Annotated in this window: 20 protein-coding genes; 5 read left to right on the forward strand and 15 right to left on the reverse strand. The window is 47.4% G+C overall.

The window, feature by feature from the left end; translation table 11 throughout:
- Positions 1 to 18: 18 nt before the first annotated feature.
- Positions 19 to 951 (reverse strand): cysteine peptidase family C39 domain-containing protein, encoded by a 933-nt coding sequence (locus F0220_RS28945; protein ID WP_105600398.1) that lies wholly within the window; start codon positions 949 to 951, stop codon positions 19 to 21.
- 192 nt (positions 952 to 1,143) lie between these two features.
- On the opposite strand from F0220_RS28945, the gene F0220_RS28950 reads away from it, so the two are divergent.
- Positions 1,144 to 1,317 carry a CsbD family protein gene (locus F0220_RS28950; RefSeq protein ID WP_105600400.1) on the forward strand — a complete coding sequence of 58 codons (174 nt, stop codon included), beginning with the start codon at positions 1,144 to 1,146 and terminating at the stop codon, positions 1,315 to 1,317.
- A gap of 166 nt (positions 1,318 to 1,483) precedes the next feature.
- Here F0220_RS28950 and F0220_RS28955 read toward each other — a convergent pair whose 3' ends face one another.
- Positions 1,484 to 2,485 carry an NAD-dependent epimerase/dehydratase family protein gene (locus tag F0220_RS28955; protein WP_181155512.1) on the reverse strand — a complete coding sequence of 334 codons (1,002 nt, stop codon included), beginning with the start codon at positions 2,483 to 2,485 and terminating at the stop codon, positions 1,484 to 1,486.
- A gap of 152 nt (positions 2,486 to 2,637) precedes the next feature.
- Between F0220_RS28955 and F0220_RS28960 the strand changes: the two genes are divergently transcribed.
- Positions 2,638 to 3,156 carry a cupin domain-containing protein gene (locus F0220_RS28960; protein ID WP_105600401.1) on the forward strand — a complete coding sequence of 173 codons (519 nt, stop codon included), beginning with the start codon at positions 2,638 to 2,640 and terminating at the stop codon, positions 3,154 to 3,156.
- A 271-nt stretch (positions 3,157 to 3,427) separates the two neighbouring features.
- Here F0220_RS28960 and F0220_RS28965 read toward each other — a convergent pair whose 3' ends face one another.
- The 9 genes from F0220_RS28965 to F0220_RS29000 all read right to left on the reverse strand — a co-directional run bounded on the left by F0220_RS28965 (position 3,428) and on the right by F0220_RS29000 (position 15,535).
- Positions 3,428 to 4,507: a DUF1835 domain-containing protein gene (locus F0220_RS28965; RefSeq protein ID WP_105600403.1), complete on the reverse strand. Its 1,080-nt coding sequence runs from the start codon at positions 4,505 to 4,507 to the stop codon at positions 3,428 to 3,430.
- A gap of 67 nt (positions 4,508 to 4,574) precedes the next feature.
- Entirely contained in the window at positions 4,575 to 5,210 is a 636-nt protein-coding gene (locus tag F0220_RS28970; RefSeq protein ID WP_223199811.1) for a TVP38/TMEM64 family protein, read from the reverse strand.
- 295 nt (positions 5,211 to 5,505) lie between these two features.
- Complete coding sequence (locus F0220_RS33445; protein WP_374954414.1) at positions 5,506 to 7,143, reverse strand: HNH endonuclease; 1,638 nt, start codon at positions 7,141 to 7,143, stop codon at positions 5,506 to 5,508.
- Between the two features lie 44 nt (positions 7,144 to 7,187).
- Positions 7,188 to 7,337: a hypothetical protein gene (locus F0220_RS32675; protein ID WP_179198391.1), complete on the reverse strand. Its 150-nt coding sequence runs from the start codon at positions 7,335 to 7,337 to the stop codon at positions 7,188 to 7,190.
- A 189-nt stretch (positions 7,338 to 7,526) separates the two neighbouring features.
- A complete protein-coding gene (locus tag F0220_RS28980) occupies positions 7,527 to 8,699 on the reverse strand; it encodes an acyltransferase (protein WP_105600407.1) in 1,173 nt (390 codons plus the stop codon).
- Between the two features lie 281 nt (positions 8,700 to 8,980).
- Positions 8,981 to 10,327: a cryptochrome/photolyase family protein gene (locus F0220_RS28985; RefSeq protein ID WP_105600408.1), complete on the reverse strand. Its 1,347-nt coding sequence runs from the start codon at positions 10,325 to 10,327 to the stop codon at positions 8,981 to 8,983.
- Between the two features lie 27 nt (positions 10,328 to 10,354).
- Positions 10,355 to 11,518, reverse strand: coding sequence for a response regulator (locus tag F0220_RS28990; RefSeq protein WP_105600410.1), 1,164 nt, complete (start codon positions 11,516 to 11,518; stop codon positions 10,355 to 10,357).
- A 261-nt stretch (positions 11,519 to 11,779) separates the two neighbouring features.
- Positions 11,780 to 14,875 carry an ATP-binding protein gene (locus F0220_RS28995; RefSeq protein ID WP_105600411.1) on the reverse strand — a complete coding sequence of 1,032 codons (3,096 nt, stop codon included), beginning with the start codon at positions 14,873 to 14,875 and terminating at the stop codon, positions 11,780 to 11,782.
- Positions 14,876 to 15,115: 240 nt separating this feature from the next.
- On the reverse strand, positions 15,116 to 15,535 hold the full coding sequence (locus F0220_RS29000; RefSeq protein WP_197997899.1) for an SRPBCC family protein: 420 nt from the start codon (positions 15,533 to 15,535) through the stop codon (positions 15,116 to 15,118).
- A gap of 263 nt (positions 15,536 to 15,798) precedes the next feature.
- Here F0220_RS29000 and F0220_RS29005 point away from each other — a divergent pair, with 263 nt between their 5' ends.
- Positions 15,799 to 16,566 (forward strand): class I SAM-dependent methyltransferase, encoded by a 768-nt coding sequence (locus tag F0220_RS29005; RefSeq protein ID WP_105600413.1) that lies wholly within the window; start codon positions 15,799 to 15,801, stop codon positions 16,564 to 16,566.
- Between the two features lie 306 nt (positions 16,567 to 16,872).
- Here F0220_RS29005 and F0220_RS29010 read toward each other — a convergent pair whose 3' ends face one another.
- Both F0220_RS29010 and F0220_RS29015 read right to left on the reverse strand, forming a co-directional pair.
- The gene (locus tag F0220_RS29010) at positions 16,873 to 17,907 is read right to left on the reverse strand and encodes an NADH:flavin oxidoreductase/NADH oxidase (protein WP_105600414.1); all 1,035 of its coding nucleotides are present in this window, start codon (positions 17,905 to 17,907) and stop codon (positions 16,873 to 16,875) included.
- Between the two features lie 48 nt (positions 17,908 to 17,955).
- Positions 17,956 to 18,147 (reverse strand): tautomerase family protein, encoded by a 192-nt coding sequence (locus tag F0220_RS29015; RefSeq protein ID WP_017691642.1) that lies wholly within the window; start codon positions 18,145 to 18,147, stop codon positions 17,956 to 17,958.
- A 413-nt stretch (positions 18,148 to 18,560) separates the two neighbouring features.
- On the opposite strand from F0220_RS29015, the gene pepT reads away from it, so the two are divergent.
- Positions 18,561 to 19,799 carry a peptidase T gene (gene pepT / locus F0220_RS29020; protein WP_091012501.1) on the forward strand — a complete coding sequence of 413 codons (1,239 nt, stop codon included), beginning with the start codon at positions 18,561 to 18,563 and terminating at the stop codon, positions 19,797 to 19,799.
- Between the two features lie 144 nt (positions 19,800 to 19,943).
- On the opposite strand, the gene F0220_RS29025 is transcribed toward pepT, so the two are convergent.
- Positions 19,944 to 20,636, reverse strand: coding sequence for a Crp/Fnr family transcriptional regulator (locus F0220_RS29025; protein ID WP_105600416.1), 693 nt, complete (start codon positions 20,634 to 20,636; stop codon positions 19,944 to 19,946).
- Positions 20,637 to 21,300: 664 nt separating this feature from the next.
- Between F0220_RS29025 and F0220_RS33450 the strand changes: the two genes are divergently transcribed.
- Positions 21,301 to 21,759, forward strand: coding sequence for a methyl-accepting chemotaxis protein (locus F0220_RS33450; protein WP_223200021.1), 459 nt, complete (start codon positions 21,301 to 21,303; stop codon positions 21,757 to 21,759).
- A gap of 154 nt (positions 21,760 to 21,913) precedes the next feature.
- On the opposite strand, the gene F0220_RS29035 is transcribed toward F0220_RS33450, so the two are convergent.
- Positions 21,914 to 23,338, reverse strand: coding sequence for an alanine/glycine:cation symporter family protein (locus tag F0220_RS29035; RefSeq protein ID WP_149846871.1), 1,425 nt, complete (start codon positions 23,336 to 23,338; stop codon positions 21,914 to 21,916).
- Between the last annotated feature and the right edge of the window lie 202 nt (positions 23,339 to 23,540).

Genomic DNA, 23,540 nt, shown 5'->3' on the forward strand with positions numbered 1-23,540 from the left:
AGCGCCGCTTCACTTTCATTACCCCATCTTCAAAATAGAAGCTTCGATCATGGCTTCCGTCTCCGCGAGTGCCACCATGATTGTCGCAGCAGCCTCCCAGTTCCGAGAGACAAGACGGGATTGGCATTCCCCGAATTGGCGGGATTGTGCGTATTTCAAAGCAGAAAGGTCAGGATGGATTGTTTTAAAAAACAAACCATAATCATGGGCACGACGTGCGCCTACTGGCAGAGCAAAATACACATAATGAGCCCACTCATTACCATCGATTGCTCCAGTACGAACCTGTTCCGCCTTATGCAGAATGGCTGAAGCTCCGGTTCGTCCTTCCTGTGCAGCAATATCATGGGTCTGTTCTGTAAGGATTGATTTGAACCAAGTAAAAGCCCGGCGGTTAATCTCCTCCAGATCAGGATGTTCAATGCGTTCAGGACTCCACCATCGTCGATACACACCACTACTCCATGGGAATTCAGACTTCCATGCTTCCTCAAGTTTATCCAGTGTCAGGAGTACATTGGGGAATCCCGCTGGGTCATGCAGGCATATTTCATCGCCCCTCATATTGAGCGCAACTACATAATGATCGCTACCACCCAGGTTGGGAGAGTTGGGATTGTAAACGAGTTTGCCCATATCCAGCGGACCCATCATTACAGGGCCCTGCTTCAAAGCCTCTCTTAGCTCGTCTACAGGCATCTCTGTACCCCGTGCTTGCACACTTTCGCACACCCTAAATCCCAGAATGCTCATCGCCTTGCTGATGGCCAGATCAGGACTGGATGTACAGTTATCAAAAAAAAGCATATCTTCCTGCGTTCGAAAGGCCCCTAGTGAAAAGCCACCGATGGTTTCGAGCAGGCCGGGATCTATCTTTTCTCCAACGGACGACAGCAGCATTGAAGCTGAATTGGCGTAGCAATACGCACCATTTCCAATATAATTGCTCATATCATAACATCCTCTCATTCCTTTAATGAAGCACGGGATTAAGCAATGCCTATACTTATACTGACTCTTCGTACAGATCATTTCTGACAGAATATCCAGAACAAATTTCTGACCGCCATGAAATAGTGAACGTTTAGAATGCGGACATCCCGGTTAATAAGGACTACACCAGAAACGAAGGAGATGTTCGATATGAGTAATTCAACTAGCGATAAAATCAAAGCAGGCGTAAACAAGGCCAAAGGCGAAGTGAAGGATCAGATCGGTAATGCAACCAATAACAGATCCCTTCAGGCTGAGGGTAAAAAAGACAAAGCCAAAGGTGCTGTACAGGATAAAATTGCCGACATTAAAAAAGATCACTAGATCCTTTTGATGTAAAACTCAGAAAGCACGAAGATTTCGTGCAATAGATCGTTTTAAAATAGCCTGACCGTCCGTGTTCGGAAGCTATCCGAAAATGAGACGGAGGCGCAAAAAAGCCAAGGAAGGTGTTACTCAATACACCCTTCCCTGGCTTTTTTTGTGCATTTTATACGGCTGGAACTGCGTATCTTGCCATATCGATAATGAAACTGCGCGTTTCCCTTGTTGTATGGTATTCACGGCTGAACTGTCTGACCCATTCGGGATGTTCCCGATACCAACGGAAAGTTTTTTCCAATCCCTTTTCCAACGTGGTTTGCGGTAACCATCCCAATTCCGCTCGCAATCTGCCTGAGTGCACGACCAGACTCGACCCCCTGGACTGGGTTGGTTCTTGCTCCCGGATCTCTACAGCAGCTACGGATCGATCCATTGGTTTCAATATCTCCCCGATCTCCTGCATGGTTGTTCCAAGCCCTGTCGATATGTTGTAGACCTGTCCGTCTTTGCCTTTCAGCATAATCTGTTCAATGGCCCGGAGGGCATCATCCACATACAAGAAATCACGCACTGCCGATCCCTGAATATCCAGAGGCAGTCCGTCCAACATCCGTCCAAAATTTCGGGGAATAATACGGTCTGGTAATTGCCAGGGTCCATAGAGGTTGGTCAAACGAAAGAGTTTGACTGGAAGCTGGTAACATTGAGCGTAGGAGTGAGCCAGCATTTCACAGGCAACTTTGGATGCGGAATAAGGAGAGACGGGTGCATACGGATCTGATTCGTGATAGACTCTGCCCCAATCGCCTCCATACACTTCAACGGATGAAGCCAGCAAGACTGGAATGTGATGTTCCGTAGCATATTGCAGGATAGCCTGTGTGCTAAGTGTATTATTGCGGAAGACTTCTCCTGGTTGATGATACGAATAATCCACGTGTGGCATGGCCGCCAGATGGATAATGTAATCTGTTCCTGAAGGTAGATGAATTCGGTCCGATGCAAGGTTACAACAGATGAACGGCATCTCATGCAGAGGAGAGATATGAACCAGCCTCTGACAATAATCATCCCGATCCAGAAGGGTAATTCGATGCCCTTTTTGCGCCAAATACTGTGAAAGATTAAATCCCACAAATCCAGAAGCCCCTGTAATAACAATGTTCACACACGATTCCCCCTTGCGATTTATACAACGAGTGCATTGAAGAGAGTTTATGTACTGAGTATAACCTTAAAATGATACATTTTGTATCATTTTACAATTGTTTTTTGTTCGTCCTTGAGATTATCGGGTAATTTATAGTGAGGTGATGTGAGATGAATGAACGGAAAAAGGACATAGAGACGTTATTCCTTCAGGATGACGGTGTAATTCCCAATCACCCGACCCTGCCTGTGCTTTTGTATAAAAACGTATGGGCTGAAGAGGCTTTTCATGCAGAATCGTTGCTGAACCGTAATGGCTGGGGAAATAGCTGGTTGAATGGTGTGTTCAATTATCATCACTATCATAGCAATGCTCATGAGGCTCTCGCGGTGGTGAGTGGATTCGTACAACTGATTCTGGGCGGAGAACATGGGCAGAAAGTTTATCTTCAAACAGGTGACGTTGTCGTGCTTCCTGCCGGGACAGGGCATAAACGTCTGGAGGCCAGTGCCGACTTTCGTATTGCGGGCGCCTACCCGGGCGGTATGAGCTACAATACACGCACAGGTGAGGAAGATGATCGTGCCAAGGCTCTTCAGGAAATCCGAGAGGTTCCGATCCCGGATACCGATCCTGTCTATGGTCAGGATGGGCCACTAATCGAAATTTGGAGTGGGAAGAATTCATAACCGATATGAAGAAAATGAAGAAAAGAATACTATTGGACCATGCACAGTTGAAGTTGGTTCAGTTTTTAACGAGAAACAAATAGACTGTTCTCCGGACATGTAGGAGTTATCCACCGGTGGAACAGTCTATTTAAGTGGGAATTATAAACATCTGGTATCGGAGAAACTTCGTGATAACCTTCCTGATTGCGGAAGGAAATGCTCAGGTCTTTTTTCAAACTTTTCGATCACGTATATTGATTTCTATCCGTACGTTTCACCTTAGGCCCTTTCAGCGTTCGGCAAGCCGAACACTGTAATACCTCATTGCAAGTGGCTTTCCATCCATCTCAAGTCGGCCTTGCAGCACCAGTTGTCGTAGACGGTACTCCACGAACGCATCACCTATATGCTGGCTGCTCGTCCCAATCACTTCGCCCACAATACGAGCTGCTCGGATATACTTGCCTGGCTCCCAGTTCGGTGTCAGTTCCCTTACCTTCTGCATAATGTACTCGTCCAACGCATCTTCAGGTAGACTTCGAATCTCACCATTCTCCATCATACGCAATAGTCCGGGCTGTACCGAAAGTTCCAGCCAATCCTGTTCCAGTTGGAGGCGTTCTTGCTTGGACAGCGGCTCTTGCTCAGAGCAGACTTGCCACATCGACAGAAGCTTTTCCGGAAGAATCTCGCCTGTGTGGAGCACATCATATTGAACATCAGGTCTATTGAATAATTGCTGATATAAGCCGCTCGTTTCGATCAGATATATAGGACTCTTACTGCTGCGCAATAGATGCATCGCATAGAGCAGTCCCGTCTTCTCACGTGCATTATTCGAATACCAGATGATGATTGACGTCTTGGAATCAATAGACTGCATTGTGGAGCTAAGCTCAAATATTGATTCAAGCTCATGCATGGCATAAGCCTCGCGGTCACTGAGACACATTCGTTCGGTCAGCCAAAGATGCCTGCGCTGCAAATCTGCACGATGGGCCAGATCACCTAACGGACCCACAGCATAATCATCATCCATAGAGAAGAAGCTCCGCTTTTCCTGATTAGGTAACGTGCTCATTCCCATTTTCAGACTACTCAGAGGTGATTCTCCAAACGTAATATGAATTTCATTTGGCTTGTCGACCTCGGCGAGAGCTTGTTGTTCCAGACGCCCCAAATCAAACGGGGTATCCATATTCCTAAACAGTGACTGTACCGCGTCCGCAAAATCCACCTTTTCGCCTTGCTCTTCCTGCCGCTTGACCACCTGTGCTGATTTCATATAAAGCACACGCAGTGCTGAACGAAGTTCATTCTCATTCATGCGATTCAACCATCGACTGAAAGCAAAGATATCATCAATCATGCTGATCCTCCTTCAAGCTAACGTCAATATTGACAGAAACTATATCTGAACACTGATATTCCTTTGTTTATGAGGAGATTGATTTTCCAGATGGTTGATTCAGATCATTCAACTCTTCACCATCTGACGATGACCGGGTAAAATGTCGCTCCAGTTTGCGGCTTGCCCACAGGGATACTGCAATAAAAAGCAATACACCTACCCATCGTACAGGGTGCTCCAGAAATTGTTCCACATTGGAACCGATATACGTCACAGAGAAAATCATAATCGCTTTACCACAACCCACCGCGAGCAGGAAAGATAACAACCGCATTCGCGCGATTCCTGCCGCCACATTAATAATGACGAACGGACCCACCGGGAAGATACTGAGCAGAAAGACATACCCGAACGCGTTCCTCCGAATCCATACCATGCTGCGTTGTACACGAGGTTTGCGTGCCCACCGTTCCACAAAAGCAGATTTCCCGATCTCCCTTACGATCAGAAATGTCACAGTACAACCGAGAATCATGCCAATCCATGAATATAAGAACCCTGCCCACAGACCATATACCGCACCGTTCACGCCCACAATCAACAGTGTTGGAAGTGGCGGCACAAATGATTTCATAAACGTAAGCAATATTCCCGGTAAGGGGCCGAAAGAGCGAAACTTCTCCAGCCAGAAACGAATATTTTCTTCCGTAATATATGACATAATATCCAATGCTGCTGGGGTCATTTGCATCCATCCAATCTATACAATCTAAATTCTTAGGTTTGATGTCCACATTTCATCATTCAACTGAATGATGAAGCTTCTTACGCAACTCCCTCCCAGTATAACGTACATCTTCGATGAACACCGTTGTCAATTTGAAGAAATTATTGCACAGTGAACAAACTTTCCACCGAAATCTAATTGAAATCCAAAAAGCACACCCCGACCCTCTTGTGGTCTTGGTGTGCTCTTCATATTAAAACCCGATTTTATCTTCGGGAGTATATCATCCTTATTCCAGCTGCGCTTCCTGCATTGCGAGTTCAATCAATTCTGCCTGATGGGCAGCATTCCATTCGGGAATCCCGGAACGCATGAACTCTTCAGCATCCATTGCCGCTTTGGACTGGTTGCAGAGATTGCAGGCGCAGACACAGTTAAGCGGGGTGGTATGTCCACCTTTGGCACGCGGCAGCAGATGGTCGATTGTATCCCCATACGATCCACAGAAGTAACAAGTGTAGTGATCCCGCGTCAGAATATACCGCTTGAAATCCTTGTTGCTGAACAATCGGCGAATCGTGTACCGATTGACCACCACAGCAGCTTTTTCCTTGACCAACGTAACCGCAAGCTCCATATCCACTTCCTGATGCCAACGGCGCCCCTTGTCCGTCTTGCCACGCATCCGCACCATGCCTTGCCGGTTGGTCCGGAGCGAAGCCGGATCTTCCGGGTCGATGGCTACCGGAGCCGACGGGGTCTGGCGGCGGGGACGGCCATCCGTGCCAGCGCCGTGGCTGCGGCTGGCATGCGCGGGTCGCTGCCCGGATGCACCGCGGGCAGCGTCTTCGCCGTTCGCCTTGGGCGCACGCTCCTTGCGCGCCTGGCGCGGCTTGGACCCTGGCGAGCCAGGCTGGCGCACGGGCGCTGGAGGCCCTGCCTCCGCAGCAGCCCCCGGCGCTTGCCCAGGCTCGCGCCTGGTGGCGGCAGGCTGTGCCTCCGCCGCCGTAGGTGCAACGACCGTGGTGGCATCGCCACGGTCGCTCAGTGCCGGCGCATGGGCCTCAGCAGCTACGCTGCGGGCCTGCCCTGCGCCGGGCGCGAGCGCGGCAGCACGCTTGCGGCGCCGCTTGCGCTTGCGTTTGGCTGCGGTCGGTTGATCCGCAGCCATGGGCTCTGCTGCCGGGCCTTGCGGCTCAGCAGGCAGCAGAGCTTGGTGGGCCGCCGCAGCTTGTTCGGCTGCCTGCACTGCAGCGGCTGCGCGCGCGCCAGCCCGCTGTGCAGTGCCTTTTTCATTCGCAGCAGCATGCCCCTGCGAATGCCCTTCTTCCCCACGCCAGTGCTCACCTGGCTGTGGCTCATCTCCTACCTCACCCGCCGAGCCATCCTGCTCCAGACTCGTCTCTCTCAGTTCATTTCCCGTTATGCTCTCCGATCGGTTGCTCTTCCTCCGTCTTCTCCTCTTCTTCCGTATACCCGAAGAAGAGGGGGGCGAAGTCACCAATTCAGCGCGTTCATCGTCATTCGAAGAACTTGAGTCTACTGACGATTGAGACACCAGACTTCTGTCAGACTGAGACACCGTAGCAGCTCCATGCTCCATACCGTGGGAGGTACGACCTGCCTCATTTCTCGCAGATGCAGAGGGTCTGGCAGTAACAGCACGTGTCTCTAAGCCATCCCGTTGACGCTCCATCCGTTCATTCGTTCGTCCGACGCTTGAACCTGACTCGTGATCAGCAGCCTGTCCACCAAGCTGGCGACAGCTGCGGCAGGCTCCCCGCCTGGCTCCGAGACCTGCCCGCTTTCCGGTTCTGCGCCGGAATTCGGACATCGGCCGCTGTTGTCCGCAATACATACACGTTTTGCTCAGTCGCGCTTCTTGTTCCGTCTTTCCTTGCCGGAAAGGGGCTGGACCCGTCTCCATGTTGTCACCTCGGTTCCGTATGAATCCGGTTTCTTTCTATTGTATCACATCTGCTCGCGAACACCCTCATGGCCAAAGGCCTGATAATCTTTCGAGTTGTACTCCTGTATCTGTTCACTGCATTCGTGAAGAATGTGTTCCACATATTCCAATATATCCTGCATCGGTCTCCCGCATTTTTCGCATGTTGTCATGTTATTCACCTTAATCCTGTTATCCATAATGTATTATCGTTCCGCCTTATGATTACCCATCAACCATGAAAAAGAAACACTCGTTCCCCACATTACACATATCTGCATACATCAAAAAAACCGCTTCCTGCTCTCCCCTAAGGTCGACCAAGAAACGGTTTATTATTCCTGTGTTGGAAATACATCTTATCAAACGTCCAGTTGGCCCGAGTTCTGTTGTGGGACCAGTCGCGGTTTCGGTTTTGGCAGATTGCCAAAGATGACCCATGCATAGGGAACGAACCTTGCCGTCAATCCAACGACAATCCACGAAGCGATCAGAGCTACACCGAATCCTCCCGCATACCACAGATGCACTAACCAGGAGACTCCTGTTTGCGGTGGAAATTCACGATACACCAGCAGGAAGAAGGGGTGAATCAGATAGATGCCAAAAGACAATGCCCCAAGCCGATTCAGCGGCTTGACGATGAGTGACGGCCCTTTGCGATAGAGCAGATAGGCAATCTGGATAAGCACCAGCGCACAAGCAAAGGTATGCACATTCCAGAAGAATTCATACCACAGTGTGTTATACGTTGCGATCTTCAGACGCAGCAGATAATAGATATACACATGGCCAAGTCCGGCAATGATCCACACCGCCCAAAGCAGAATCCATGAAGCTACGCGCCCTTTGGTTGCATTGGCCCGACTGATGACAAACCATTGCTTGATTTTAGGGAAATACACCCCGATAAAAGCACCCAGCATGAAGTAGGAAAAATACGAGAAAGCCCAGCTTCCCTTGTTGGGTACCTGGAATCCATATTTATTACTTACGATGAATGCCCATTGAATCAATAGTCCAATCGGAACAGACCATTTCACCACAGAAGGATATTTCTTAAGCAACCATAACACCAATGGGAATAACAGATAAAATTGCATGTTAATAAACACAAAGTACAGATGTGTATAGGCCTTACCTGTAAACAATTTCGTGATAAAACTTACTGCCGATTCGCCGAAAGGTCGGCCCTGATAATGCGTGAAATGCAGCAACACAAAATACATTAATGAAAACAGGAAATACGGAAGCAATATATACACGAATCTTTTCTTGTAAAAATTACTTACGAGTTTCTTATCCAGCGGACGGGAATAATAGTTATAGAACAGTACAAAACTGCTCATAAAAATAAAGGTTGGCGTACCATATTTCATAAAGATATTAATAAAGTTGTACAGCCAGTAGTAGCCTGAACCCGTCATGTCCACCGTCGCATAGGACGTGGAATGCACGCACAGTACGCCGATAATTGCCATGGCACGCACCAGATTCAGCTCTGGGATTCGCTCTCTTTTCAGTGTTTCACTCATGTTTACGTTTCTCCTTAATGTGTTCGTCAATATGTCAGATATGACTTAATACAATAAAGCTCTCTATCTATTAAAAGCCATAATGCTTAAGATGGATAGTCCATTTTCTTAACAATTCCTAAAATTCCAACACATTTCACACTATTTTCATGTCTATATATGTAAAAAAGACCGCGAGTACGCGGTCTGTGGAACATCCTGCTCTCAACCAAATGAATATTGGATCAACCGGATGAGAATGGTAAATTTGGGTTGGGACATGATCACGCCCCTGACTGAGTCTACTTCCCACGACTCGCCAGAATCTGTTTGTACACCTCAATTGCTGCCTGTCTTGATGCCTTTAGATCCACAATGGCATCCTTGCGCGGCTGATGAATGTCTTTGCTGTGCAAGTCTTTCAATTCAGGCAACCACTTGCGAATATAATCGCCTTGCGGATCATATTTCTCGGACTGCGTTACCGGGTTGTTCACCCGAAAATACGGAGCCGCATTCTCCCCAAGCGAGGCACACCATAGCCAGTTACCACGGTTCTGAATGTTATCATAGTCACTCAGCTTGCGCCTGAAATAGGCTTCACCCAAGGTAAACGGACATTGCAGGTTTTTGGTGAGAAACATCGCCGTGAGAATCCGCAACCGGTTTGGCATATGTCCGGTTTCATTCAGTTCCGTCATAGCTGCATCAATAATTGGAATGCCTGTCTCCGCCTTGCACCACCGTTCAAAATGATCGTCATGGAGGGACGAGAGATCGTACACCTTTTCATATGTAAAATAGTGACTCTCATAGACCGCCCGATACAGATAGAAGTCGCGGAAACACAGCTGCCTGATCCACTCTCCAGCTTCCGCCGTGCGATTCGCGGCATCGTACATTTTGCGGATAGACACGGCTCCCACCGCTACATACGAACTGAGATGACTCGGCTCGTAAGCCTCATATTCATCTCGATGATCCCCATATTCAGCAATTCGATCCGATAAGAATTCATCCAACAGCAGATGCGGGTCCTCGTCATTCGAACCACTGCCCTCCAGCAACTCTGAAGGTACCCTCATCGCATCCGGCCATTCAATCGGACGATCACTCACCTTCAACTCGGCAACGGTTGTTGCCGAAGGAGGATTGGGATGTTCATTCATGAATTCCACCCACCGCCGATGGAAAGCCGCAAATACCTTATAAGGCTCCGACTTGCCCGTGAAATTCGCGAATCCATTCAGATCCATCAGCAGATGATCTGTCAGTTGTGTGAACGAAACCTCGCGTGCCTCACTGACTTTGCGTATGGCCCTATCCCGCTCGATTGCATATGGCGTCATGTCCCGATGGACCACAATCTCGTCAATCTCACCTTTGAATTCGTTCAGGATGAATTCAACCACTTCAGCCGGTTTGCCGTAAGCAACATGCAGTTTTCGTTTGGCTTCAAGATACTGCCTGCCTAATTCCGCTGCGTGCTGCCTGAAATTCACACCGCTGTGTTCCTTCTCTCGGCCTTGCCGCAGGAGGAATGAATCATAGATGAGAATATGCACACTCTCTTCTTGGTGTTCCCGCAAATAGTCGAATGCGGCCAGATCATCCGTACGCAAGTCTTTGCGGTGTATGAATAGCTTCATGCCCCACCCTCCTGTCTGATCTTACGTCTATTTATCCGTCAGGCTCTGATATAACCTGCTTGTTTCCGGTTCTGGCTGATGTCCCAGATCCTCATTTAATGTCAATGTAAATGAATGATACAAACGAAGTATGCCTTGCTGATCATCCATGGATGCATACACTTCCATCATGAGTCGGCAGATCTCTTCCGAATAAGGCTCCCGTTCCTGTAATATCGTTAATTGCTCAATCGCTTCTTTGCCACGCCCATGCTCCATGTCCCATCTCGCGATATCCATAACCAGCGCTGTATACTTGCGTCTGAGTTCCCTTGCTTTGGCCTGTGCCCAACGATAATCATGCTCTTCCAGATAATCGCCACGATAAAGCGGAATCATATGCTTCAAGTCACCAATATTGTCTGATGTGATGACGTTGTAGACCATGGCTTTTTCAAATTGGTCCACATCACTTACCAGATTACCTGATAACAGACGATAACGGTTCATATTGTACTCCAGCTTGCCTGTCATGTTCCATTCCTTAAAAAGCTTTCGAATCTGGTACACGGAAGTATGTAGATGGGTTAATCCCTTTTCCTGGGAAACATCACCCCATAGCTTATCCAGCAGAATCTCCTTGCTTACCCATTCTTCCCTGTGATGAAACAAAAAAGCAAACAATTCCTGTGATTTGGTTGTGCGCCACTTATGTTTCTTGGCACCCTGATCCAAACTTCTGTAGATATCCAGATGTTTGAACGTTAGCAGCCCCGGAACTTCAGTATCCAACTCCACAGGTACGGGTTCCGATCCCTGTACCTCGGCGGTGGCTGCAACTTGGGAATGATGCGACATTATGCCCGCGATTCGATCAACGGTTTTGGCCAATCGGGTCGAGCTTACCGGTTTCAGTACATAATCCAGTGCATGCAGTTCAAATGCTTCCACTGCATGGTCCGCATAAGCCGTAACAAAGATAATACGAATACTCTGATCCAATTGCTGTATATATTCAGCCGCTTCCAGGCCATTCATCTCCGGCATTCCAATGTCCAAAAATACAACATCTACACGTTCCTTTGCCAGAAAATGCAGACCATCACGAGCTGTCGAAAAACATTGCACGGGTGTAATTCGTCCGTCCGTTCGTAGTAGTCGCTCCAGATGAAGCTGCGCTGGCTTCTCATCATCGATCACAATGGCTCTCACCGTTCTTTCAGCCTCCTGCCATGAAAGATTCAATTAGAATGCCGATTTTATCGGCATCCGCTTATTAGGGCGTGTCTCAAAACTCGCTGAAGTGCATCTTTTACCGCCTATTCGCCCCCTGCTGCGTCACTTTCCCTTGACGTGCCCCGGCACGCCTGCGTAAAACTTCCTGGCTTGGAACGAAAATTCGGCAAAATCTGCTTCCTTCGGAGTTTTCAGACACCCCCTAGTCTGTTAACCATAATTGCTTAATTCGGCACACTATTTGGCATAATCCACCTTTTGCACAGGGATGCGGAACCGAATCTGTGTGCCTTTACCCACATGGCTATGAATCTCCAGTCCCTGACCATAGAGGGACATCAGGCGACGGTTTATATTTTGCAGCCCGACACCTCCAGGACCTTCGGTGTTCCCAGACTTGACCTGAGCCATACGCTCGGGAGGGATACCCACACCATCATCCTGAACCTGTACAACCACATGCTCACTCTCTTTGAAAATCCTAAGATGAACTGTCCCGCCGGCTGCCCGCTCCATCACGCCGTGTCGAATGGCATTCTCCACAAGTGGCTGGATACTTAGAGGTGGCAGATAGAGCTGCACATCCGGTTCCACCTCATATTCAACCACCAGTCTTTCCTCAAATCTGGCCTGTTCCAGATGCACATACGATTCCACCAATTCCAGCTCTTTGGTCAAAGGAACAAGCTGCTCCCTGTTCTGGAAGTCAAAACTTCCGCGCAGGTAATGACTGAGTTCAATCAGCAGATCGGTTGCTTTGTCCGGATTCACTGCACAGGTCGCGATAATGACATTGAGTGCATTATATAGGAAGTGAGGCTTGATCTGGGCCTGCAAAAAGGCCATTTCGGTCCGGATAGCTTCCTGCACCGAACTCCGCATTTCAATTAACGTCCGAACTCTGGCTCGCAATTCACCAGCATCCACCGGTTTGCTCAGAAAGTCATTGGCTCCCGCCTGAAATCCGTGTTTGATATCCTCAGGCAACCCTCGAGCAGTGAGCATCAGAATCGGCAACTCAGACAAGGAACTGTGCTCGCGCAACTTGCGACATAACTCAAGCCCGGACATCTTAGGCATCATCCAGTCCGTAATAACAAGATCAATGGACGGGAATTCTTCACGGAGTTTCAATGCAGTGGGCCCGCTGTCCGCTGCAATCACACGATACCGTTCCGTCGATAACAGGTTAAGCAAAACCTGTCGATTGACGGGATCATCGTCTACAATCAGAATCGTGTGCTCGGATTCTGCAAGATCTTCCTGCTCATCTGACTCTCTTGTCACAAACTCCTTTGCCCCCGCCCCCTGTGCAGCAACATATCGTGCCACAGTTGGTTTCGAATGAGATTGCAGCAGAGGCAACTTCATCACAGGCAGGGTGAAATGAAAGATCGAACCTTGCCCCGGCTCCGATTCAACCCAGATCTCACCACCGCCAAGTTCAACGAGTTTTCGCGTAATACTCAGACCCAGTCCGGTTCCATGATTCAATCGCTCAATCGTGCCGTTACTCTGCTCATACGCCTGGAAGATATCCTCCTGTTTGTCCAAGGCAATACCTACCCCTGTATCAGCGACCGATACCTTCACCCAATCTCCTTCAACACTAGCGTACAATCGAATCTCACCCTGCTCAGTGTACTTATAGGCGTTACCCAGCAAGTTATACAGAACTTGCCTTAGGCGATCTTCGTCTGCCTCAACAAGTGGCAAGGACTGGGGCCATTGTTGAATCAATATAACCGGCTTGTCTTCAAACGTGAAACCCGAGACTTCAACCACAGTACGAGCAACGGATTCCAGATCAACAGCTACCCGTTTCAACTCAATTTCACTATTTTTTAATTTGGCAAAATCCAAAATGTCGTTAACCAGCAGTGACAGGCGCTTGCCGGTTGAAGTAATCATGGACAGATTTTTGGCTTGCTTGGGCGTAACTGCTCCGGCAGCTCCTTCCAGCATCGATTGCGCAATATTAATAATGCCGTGCAGGGGAGTTCGCAGCTCATGCGACGTGTTCGCCATGAACTCGTCCTTGAGGCTGTCAATGGCAAGTAATCGCTCCGACAGGGCTTCCACGTCCCGGAATGATTGTGCGAAACGGATTGCGGTCACAATCATCTGGGCAATTACAAATAATAAAAGTTCAATCAGCGCGAAGAATGCTGTGTCTACGGCAGTAAACGCACCAATCGTGTGTAGCACAACAACCATGAGTATGCTCATCATGCTCACCAGTGCAAAATGGCTGTCATTGGGACGTCCTTTTAACCAATAGAACATGGCTCGCAGTGAATAGAACATGACAACAAGTGAGATCAGCAGCATAGGAATCTCAAAAGTCGAGAAAAGCGTCGGAGGAAGCGTTAGACCCACAATGGTTTGGGCAACGATTAGCACGACAGCCAATCGAACAAACCACTGATGAACCGCTCCCGGTACACGGGCATCCATATACCGAAGTAAAAAGTAATACGCAAAGGCTGAACTAAGGAGTTGAATCCGAAGCATCTCATTATTGGTCAGGAACGGTACAAACGTTCCCAGTAACTTCTCCCCATGGGTCAGAGCGTATACCGCACCAGAAAGGCTGAATAATCCGAGGAAACGAAGCTCCCTCTCCGTACGCCTTAATCTGAACAGAAGTAGAAAAAAGGCGGCTGGCAAGATAAAACCAAATAAGGTCATCAGATCCTTGAGCCAATCTTGTTGCTGGCTTTTCAGAATACTATGCTCGTCTCCAAACAAAATGGGCGCCACAATGCCCCCGGAAGAATAACTATAGTTCGATACCTGAATGATAATGTCAGCCGTGTTGCCATCAATGGACGTGAATCCCGTAAAGGGCAGATTTAATTGTAAATCTGTTCCCGGTGTCATTCCTGGCAGGCCTTTGCCGCCAATCTCTTTACCATCAATAAATACCCGGTGTGCCATGCGTATATTCCGCGTGCGTATACCATAATCGTTTTTCGTCGTTCGGGGTGTAAGCTGGACTTGCAAATGATAGGTCCCATACCCATGCGCTTGCCCCAGAGATTGGTTCCATCGGGCCGGAACCTGAGTACCAGACGAAGCAGGCAATGGCTTACGGCCAGATACACTCGCTTCAATATCTGCCGGGCTCAGCAACTGACCGGGGTAGAAATCCCAGTCTCCCTTTAAAGACGCTGCACCCATACGATCAAAGTTCCATTGGGTCAGGTCAATTTTTCCATCCATAGCCTGGGGATTACCACGCTCGTTAATTAACGTCTGGGCAATCCAGCCTAGCGGAACAATGACAATACATATGAAGCTTATGGTCAGCATAATCCAGTGTTTTCTCATCTATGTATTCCTTCCATCCACAATGGCGAGAGACGTCTAATTTTGTCGATTTATCACTAAAATTCATGTTACACGTTTCTGGTGCTCACGGAAATAGTTTCCGTATCATAATCGGTCAAATTCGTTATAATTTGAAGGATCTCTATCTGTTTTCGCCAGTTCTTGGTACACCAAGAAACCCCAGGCCGAATTTCACCGGAATGAACGGGCGAAATTGCCTGGGGTTGATTGAATGAAGATTTATTTAACAACTTGGGCAAGCTTCTGAACGATTCCGGCCCATCCCTGTTCCATACGTTCGCGTACGATGGCGTGGGCCTGTCCAAACTCAGTCAGTTTATCCGCATCCCAACCGCTGTGAATCAGTGTGAAATCCGTACCTTCGGGCTGTTCATTCAGTTGGAACGTCAACGTCCAGTCCTTACCCCAGCGGAATGACAGCTTGTGCAGCGGAAGAACTTCCGTCACCTGACATGGTGATTGGCCGAAGGGGCCTGCTTCCAATATAAACTCATGACCCTCCACAGGTTCCAGATTGCCCGGCATGAACCATGCACCCAATCCTTGCGCTGTCGAGACCATCTCCCACACCTTCTCTACAGGTGCATGAAGCAATAGTTCCTCCCGGATATCCGGTAATGCACTTGATGATGATTCCAATCGTATCGCCTCCTTGGATATATTTATTCATTGTTTGAGATTTTAGGATTCATGTCAAATGGGTTCACATAACGACCAAAAAAGGTGTTGACCCCAACTGTGACACCACCCATAATTGGAATATACTACATATAAGGTGCGTGATTTCTATGATAGTCTGCTCTGAAAAATCCAATTCCAACCGTTGCCGGAAGGGATTATTTTAACGTATTCCCTTCCCCTTTTGCAATTCATTACATCAAAATGTGGGGGATACTTACACGATGTCTTTCAGTTATTATGGTCCATTGTGCACTGCCGTTTATGATCTAACCAAACCCGTGGGACACTCCTTGGGAGGAGACATCGAATTCTATCGTCACTATCTTCAGCGCTGCAAAGGACGGATCCTTGAAGCCATGTCGGGATCAGGCCGAGTGCTCATTCCTTTGCTTGAGGCAGGCCTGAAGGTGGATGGACTTGATTATTCAACCGATATGATTGACTCTTGCCGTTCTCGTTGCACCGAGCGGGCATTACCTATACCTGAGCTGTTCGTTGCCGATCTGGAGAAGCTTGACCTTCCATATCGATACGAGGCAATTATCATTCCCGGAGGTTCTCTGCTCCTCATCCAAGACAGACAGGCGTCGATTAACGTATTACGTAATCTATTTCAGCATTTAGAACCTGGCGGCAAGTTCGTGTTTGATCTGTTTCTGCCCGATGTGACACAACCCTCTTCTGTGGAAACATCAACCGTTTCATTACCGGATGGCGATACAATCACGGTAGAAGTGAAAAACATTGAAGTGAACCTTCTTCAACAGTACAAAGTGAGTCTGATCCGCTACGAACAATGGCATCAGGGTTCTCTTGTTGCTACGGAGCTGCAACAACTCACTCTACGTTGGTACGGCATAGAAGAGTTACGCCTAATTCTCGAAAACATTGGTTTCTCTGACATTAAAGTGTACGCCGATTTCAACCCGAATCAGCCACCTACACAGTCGAATCAAAAATTCGTCTATGAAGCAACTCGAAGAACGTAGTCATCCGTAATTTAGTCTACATGCTTCTCATCATACAAATCAGGCCACAGCATGAGTTTTAACCCATGCTGTGGCCTGATTTACTATATAAGATTTGCAATAACATTTACACGAGAACGCAGAGGACAGAAATAGCCTGAAGAAGCGACGCTACAAGCTTTCTGCAAGAAAGCTGCATCGAAAGCATACACTTCGCCTTTATCCTCAGATTTGCACCTTTGAAAAAGTGAATCAAAAAATCTGAGGATAACAGCGATCGGAAGGTTATTCTGTCATCGGAGTGGCAAGTGTAACTGTTAGTGCAAATTAGTATCCACGAGAATATTGCTCCGCAATGGCAGCTTGATCCTTGCTGACACCCAGTTCCAGAGCGGCATGGTTCGCCCAGTACGGATCACGCAGCATGCCTCTGCCCACGGCAACCAGATCCGCGTCGCCGTTTCCAATCACCGCCTGAGCCAATGCTGCATCCTCCAGCATACCCACTGCGATGACAGGAACGCTAAGTTCTTCACGGAAGCGACGGGCAAATGGTACCTGATACCCCGGATAGTTCCCCGGTTTCCGCTGTCCCGAAGGTCCTTCGCCACCTGAACTGATATGGAACATGTCCACGCCTGCGTCTTGGTAAGCACGAGCGATATTGATCGTATGGTCGATATCATACCCGCCATCCGCGTATTCGACAGCCGAAATCCGCATAATTAGCGGCATATCTGCTGGCATTTCTTTTTTCACTGCCCGAATGACTTCAACGCCGAAACGGGACAGATCCTGCCCATATACATCCTCACGATGGTTCATCAGCGGGGAATGGAACTGGTGGATCAGGTATCCATGGGCACCGTGCAACTCAATGGTATCGACTCCAGCCTGGACTGCGCGGCGAACACCGTCTGCGAACTTCTGCACCATAGCTTCTACCTCTTCCGTACTTAATGCACGAGGTTCCTTGTACTTTTCTCCCGGGAATGTGACTACCGAAGGAGCAACCGGCTGCGCTGCATCCTCTGCTTTTCGTCCTGCATGTGCGATCTGAATAGCTACTTTGGAGCCGTAGGCATGAATTCCATCTACAAGTTTGGTGAAGGCAGGCACATGCTCATCTGACCATATACCCAAGTCATTATCCGTAATACGACCATCCGGATCGACATCGGTCATCTCGATCACGATGAGTCCTGTTCCTCCAACCGCACGGCTCACATAGTGAACCTGATGCCAATCGTTCGGAATGCCGTCCTTCGCAGTGACAGAATATTGGCACATTGGTGCCATGACGACACGGTTATTTAATTGCAGACTCTTGAATTGATAAGGGGAAAATAATTGCTCAGTCATCGTTGCTGCATCTCCTGTTCCTTGATCATGATATATATGAAGCCTTCCTTATTTGTCTAAGTCCGAAAACAGTTTTCCGTTCTTACCGTAATTGTCCTTCTCCAAATCCTCAATGAAGATAAAGACTTTGCTCGGATCAACATCCAGTGTCTCACAAGCCACCTGAGTCATACGTTCAATCAACTGACGTTTCTGCTCAACCGACTTGCCTTCCAGTACCTTAACCGTGATAAATGGCATGTCTAGAACCCATCCTTTCTTCATCATTTATTATGAACCTGACGTATGGAAACACAAGTACGTACATTTTTGTGCCTTGGTACCCTTTTTGATACCTAGTCATCCTCCTATTTCCGATCTACCCCATTCTGGAAATGACTGCAAAACATGATATGATAACCGTAGAGAACCACAATAATTACTATACCCAATTTACATAAGTTGTGACTAACGGTTACACGATAACGGAGAGGGCAGAAATAACCTGTAGAAGCGGAGCGTTCGCCTTTATCCTCAGATTTTCACCTTTGTAAAAGTGGATCAAAAAATCTGGGGATAACAGCGATCAGAAGGTTATTCTGGCCTCATAGTGGATCAGTGTAAAAACAAGTAGCTCAACTTAAATACTACTCAAGCTAGGGAGAGGTTATTATATGAAAGATATATTAATTCAAAGACTGAGTACTTATGTTCAGATGGATACCCAATCCGATGAAAATAGCGAGACATGCCCTTCCACACACGGCCAACTGGCCTTGGGCAAACTGCTCGTTGAAGAATGTACCTCCATTGGTCTGCAAGATGTGACGATGGATGAGAATGGTTATGTCATGGCTACACTGCCATCCAATACCGACAAGGATGTTCCCGTAATTGGTTTCCTGGCTCACCTCGATACAGCGACCGACTTTACTGGCAAAAATGTTAAACCACAGGTTATCGATAACTACGACGGTGCTGACATTGTGCTGAACTCGGAACTGGATGTAGTGCTGTCCAACAAGGATTTCCCGGAACTGCACGAGTATAAAGGCCACACCCTGATCACAACCGATGGTACAACGTTGCTTGGTGCAGATAATAAGGCAGGCATTGCCGAGATTATGACCGCGATGGCCTATCTGATTGAACACCCGGAAGTGAAACACGGTAAGATTCGGGTTGCTTTTACCCCGGATGAAGAGATTGGCCGTGGACCGCACAAGTTTGATGTAGCTGCTTTTGGAGCCAAATATGCGTACACGGTCGATGGCGGACCGCTTGGTGAACTGGAATACGAGAGCTTTAACGCAGCTGCCGCTAAAATCACCGTACGAGGCACCAATGTGCATCCCGGAACAGCGAAGGATAAGATGGTGAACTCCCTGAAAATTGCGATGGAATTGAATCGACGCCTGCCTGTGGAGGAAGCTCCTGAATTCACGGACGGTTATGATGGTTTCTACCATCTGTTGTCTCTGGAGGGTGACGTTGAACTGACAAAGATGAGCTACATCATCCGTGATTTCGACCGGGAGAAGTTTGAAGAGCGCAAAACAAATCTATTGAATATCGCGAACGAACTGAAGACCAAGTATGGAGAGAAAAGCATCACGGTTGAATTGAATGACCAGTACTATAACATGCGTGAGAAAATTGAACCCGTACGCCAGATCGTGGACATTGCCCATGAAGCCATGACACGATTGGACATCGAACCTGTTATTCGCCCCATCCGGGGAGGAACAGACGGTTCCCAACTATCCTATATGGGCATGCCCACACCAAATATCTTCACTGGTGGTGAGAACTACCACGGCAAATTTGAATATGTATCGGTAGACAATATGGTGAAGGCCACCCGTGTCATTGTAGAGATCGCTCAATTGTTCGAGCAGCGCGGAGATATCTAATCCACTTGACGTACAGTGCACAAAGAATACAAAGAGTACCCCTTCGTATATTCGGGAGGGTGCTCTTTGTTATGCCATATTGTATTTTGTTGTACCGCGTCATGTCGTACAGATATGCTGGCTTGATCTTTATTTTAGATGCCATTACTCATATATATTGCCCCCCGCGATGGCACGCAACTGTTCCAGATCACAGATCAGAAGCTTACGCTGCACTTTGCGAATAATATTTCGATTACACAGATCTTGAACAACTCTATTAAGATGTCTATAGCTGGTGCCCAGCATATCGGCCAGTTCGGTGAGCTTGGAAGTCTGGATCTCTTCCGAAGAAGACTCGTCCTGGCCCATTGTGGACAACAGATAGCTGGCAAATCGACTCTCGACCGGATATAACATATTCAGACTCGACAGGTTGGAAAAGGTATACAATTTGTGCGTAACTTGGCTCAGCATAAAGTGGAGAAACTTAGGGTTCTCTGCATAGGTATTCTGGAGAGCGCGATAGCTGATACCCAGCAGCAGGCTTTTACTCACAGACTCTACCGTATTCATAGCCTCCTTGCCATTTACCAGTTCCAAATCTCCCACAAGCGCAAGTGGTGTACTGAAACGAAGCAACAGAGACTTTCCGTTAGGCAGGGTGGTATAGATCTTGAGCTTGCCCTGCACGAGAAAATACAATCGCTCGGGTCGCTCACCTTTGGCACAGATCATCTCGCCCTTCGCAGCCTCAAGTAGTCGCAACTCAGCGAGTGCAGGCTCGTCCAGCACCTGATCCAACCCATTCTCACGGGCGAGTTGCCGCACAAGTCCAAAGTCCATGATTTCTTTCATTCCGACTTCCCCTCCGTTGTCGTATATAACCTATGTAAAAGGACATATGTCCTATATTTGATATACATCCGTACAAATATCTTGATATAAAAATAGTTACAACTAACACTTATATCCAATAAATCATTTCAAATGGTAAATACTTTAAAATTTAATCATAAAATGTTCATTCTTTCATGCAAAATGCCGTTCACGAAAAGTCATTTCCGTCCGATGAAAGATAGAGCATTCCATAGATCGTTAAAAATAATACATTCAAATATTGAAAGGATGGTCCTCTTCCATGAACGTTGTAGATGCCCTGCTTAAAGTAATGCCTTATATCAGCAAGATCCTTAGAGAACCAGCTAGTTTAACTGTATATGATCACGAAAAGGTATTGGAGGTTATTACCACCGACAAGTTTGACCTTGGTTTTGAAAAAGGAATGCCACTCTTGGAATCGTATCAAAACTTTTCCATCTTAAAAAACGGAAGAGAAGCTACCCTCGCTACTCTCTCCAAGGATGTTTATGGTATCGAACTGGATATTCTGAACATTCCGATCTTTGATGATCACCAGAAAGTTGTTGCTGTTTTCTGTGTATCTTACGACCAATCTAACCAGAACCAACTTGAGGATATTATACAAGAAAATCAAACCATCAATGGTAACCTCGTTGATATGGTGCAGCATGTCGCTGCTCATGCCGAAGAATTGCAAGCAACCAGTGAACAGATCTTGCAGAACACAAGACTTGCTGTTCAGAACTCTTCCCAAATCAACAAAGTAGCCGGGTTCATTCGTGAAATCTCTGAGCAAACCAACTTGCTTGGCCTGAATGCCGCTATTGAAGCCGCTCGTGTTGGTGAAGCTGGTGCCGGCTTCGGTGTGGTTGCTTCCGAAGTACGCAAACTCTCTGTGGATGCCAAACAAGCTACAAGTGATATCGATACCAGTCTGAGAGATGTACAACAGGTCATCAAACAAATGGAAGTTGAAGTCTCCCAGATTGCAGCCTCTTCACAGGAACAAGCAACGCTTGTATCCTCCTTTACGGATGTGATTGAGCAGCTTAATGAAACAGGGGAGCGAATGAAAGCTCTGTCCGAACAACTGATCAGCTATTCCGTTAAAAATTAATGAAAATATATCTTTGATGAACTTTGGCTAGTACAAAGATACATTTTATATGCAACAAACAGGACTCGGGTTGCCCATGATGGATAATCCAAGTCCTGTTGTTTGTTGTGTCCATTTTATATAACCAACCACGTTCAGATAAAATCTTAATTGGCTACATTGATTTATCTCCAATAACCTCTTCTTCCGACTGCCAGCATTCAACTTCACCCGGAATATGAATCCGGTCCCGGGTAAAGACGGGATCACGTCCTTCAGCCTTCTGTTTCTTGTAGTCCTTCAGCGCTTCAAAGGTTACCTTGGACAGCATCAGGATGGCAATCAGGTTTACCACCACCATCAGCCCCATGAACAGGTCAGCCAAATCCCACACTAGCTGAACTTTGGCAACGGCGCCAAACACCACCATCGCGATGACGCAAATACGGTATACCCACAGCCAAACTTTGTTGGATTTGATAAACTCAATGTTGGTTTCTCCGTAGTAATAATTTCCGATTAGTGTACTGAAGGCAAACAGGAACACCATAACCGCCAGAAATCCCGATGCCCATGAACCAATATGTACACTTAATGCTGCCTGAGTTAATTCAATGCCACCCAGATCGGAACCTTTGTATACCCCGGATAACAAAATAATCATGGCAGTGCTTGTACATATCACTAACGTATCTGTCAGCACACCAAACGCCTGAATAAGTCCCTGTTTCACCGGATGTGTTGTATCCGCCGTTGCAGCAGCATTCGGGGCGCTACCCATGCCCGCCTCATTGGAGAACAATCCGCGTTTCACACCGTTCATCAGTGCAGCGCCCAACGTTCCGCCAGCAACCTGTTCGATGCCGAAGGCACTTTTCACAATTAACGCAATCATGGCCGGAAGCTGGGTAATGTTCGCCAGCACCACAAAAGCCGCTACCCCAATGTACAATACGGCCAGTACAACGACGATGTATTCCGACGCTTTTGCAATCCGTTTGACACCGCCCATAATAATTCCTGCAAATATCACAGCCATAATGATACCCACCGTTAACCGATCCGTACCAAATGAGTTCTCAAATGCAACGGTAATCGTGTTAGACTGCACCGCATTAAAGACCAATCCAAATGAAAGCGTAATGAGAACGGCAAATAAAATCCCCATCCAGCGTTTGCCCAACCCACGTTCCATATAATATGCCGGACCCCCACGGAATCCACCTTTATCCTTCACTTTATAGATCTGGGCCAACGTACTCTCCACAAAACTGGAGGCTGATCCGATAATTGCAATGATCCACATCCAGAATATAGCACCAGGTCCCCCCAGTGCGATAGCCAGTGCAATACCGGTAATATTCCCTGTACCTACACGGGCCGCCATACTAATACAGAACGCCTGAAAAGGTGAAATTTTGCCTGGTTCCTTGCTTTTCGGCTCTAGAAGCACCTTCACCATATCTCCAATCATGCGGAATTGCATGAACCGGGTCTTGGTGGTGAAGTATATACCACATACTACCAATAGTATAATTAACACTTTGGACCATAGAAAATCATTGAAAATGACGACAATATCTTGTATTGTTTGCTCCATCGGTATGCCCCTTTTTATGGTGTATTTCAAGATCAGAGATGGACACGTGAAAAGTTTGTACCATTCTGCACAACACTAGCCCCAGACTTTGGGATGTTACTTATACTACAAGGGCATCTACGGAAATCGACAAATACCTACATGCAATTTATACATTTATTTTAAAATCGGGCTTTGACCGCCCAATCATTGTCATTTAACC

It is taken from the genome of Paenibacillus sp. 37, from assembly GCF_008386395.1.
Lineage (GTDB): Bacteria > Bacillota > Bacilli > Paenibacillales > Paenibacillaceae > Paenibacillus > Paenibacillus amylolyticus_B.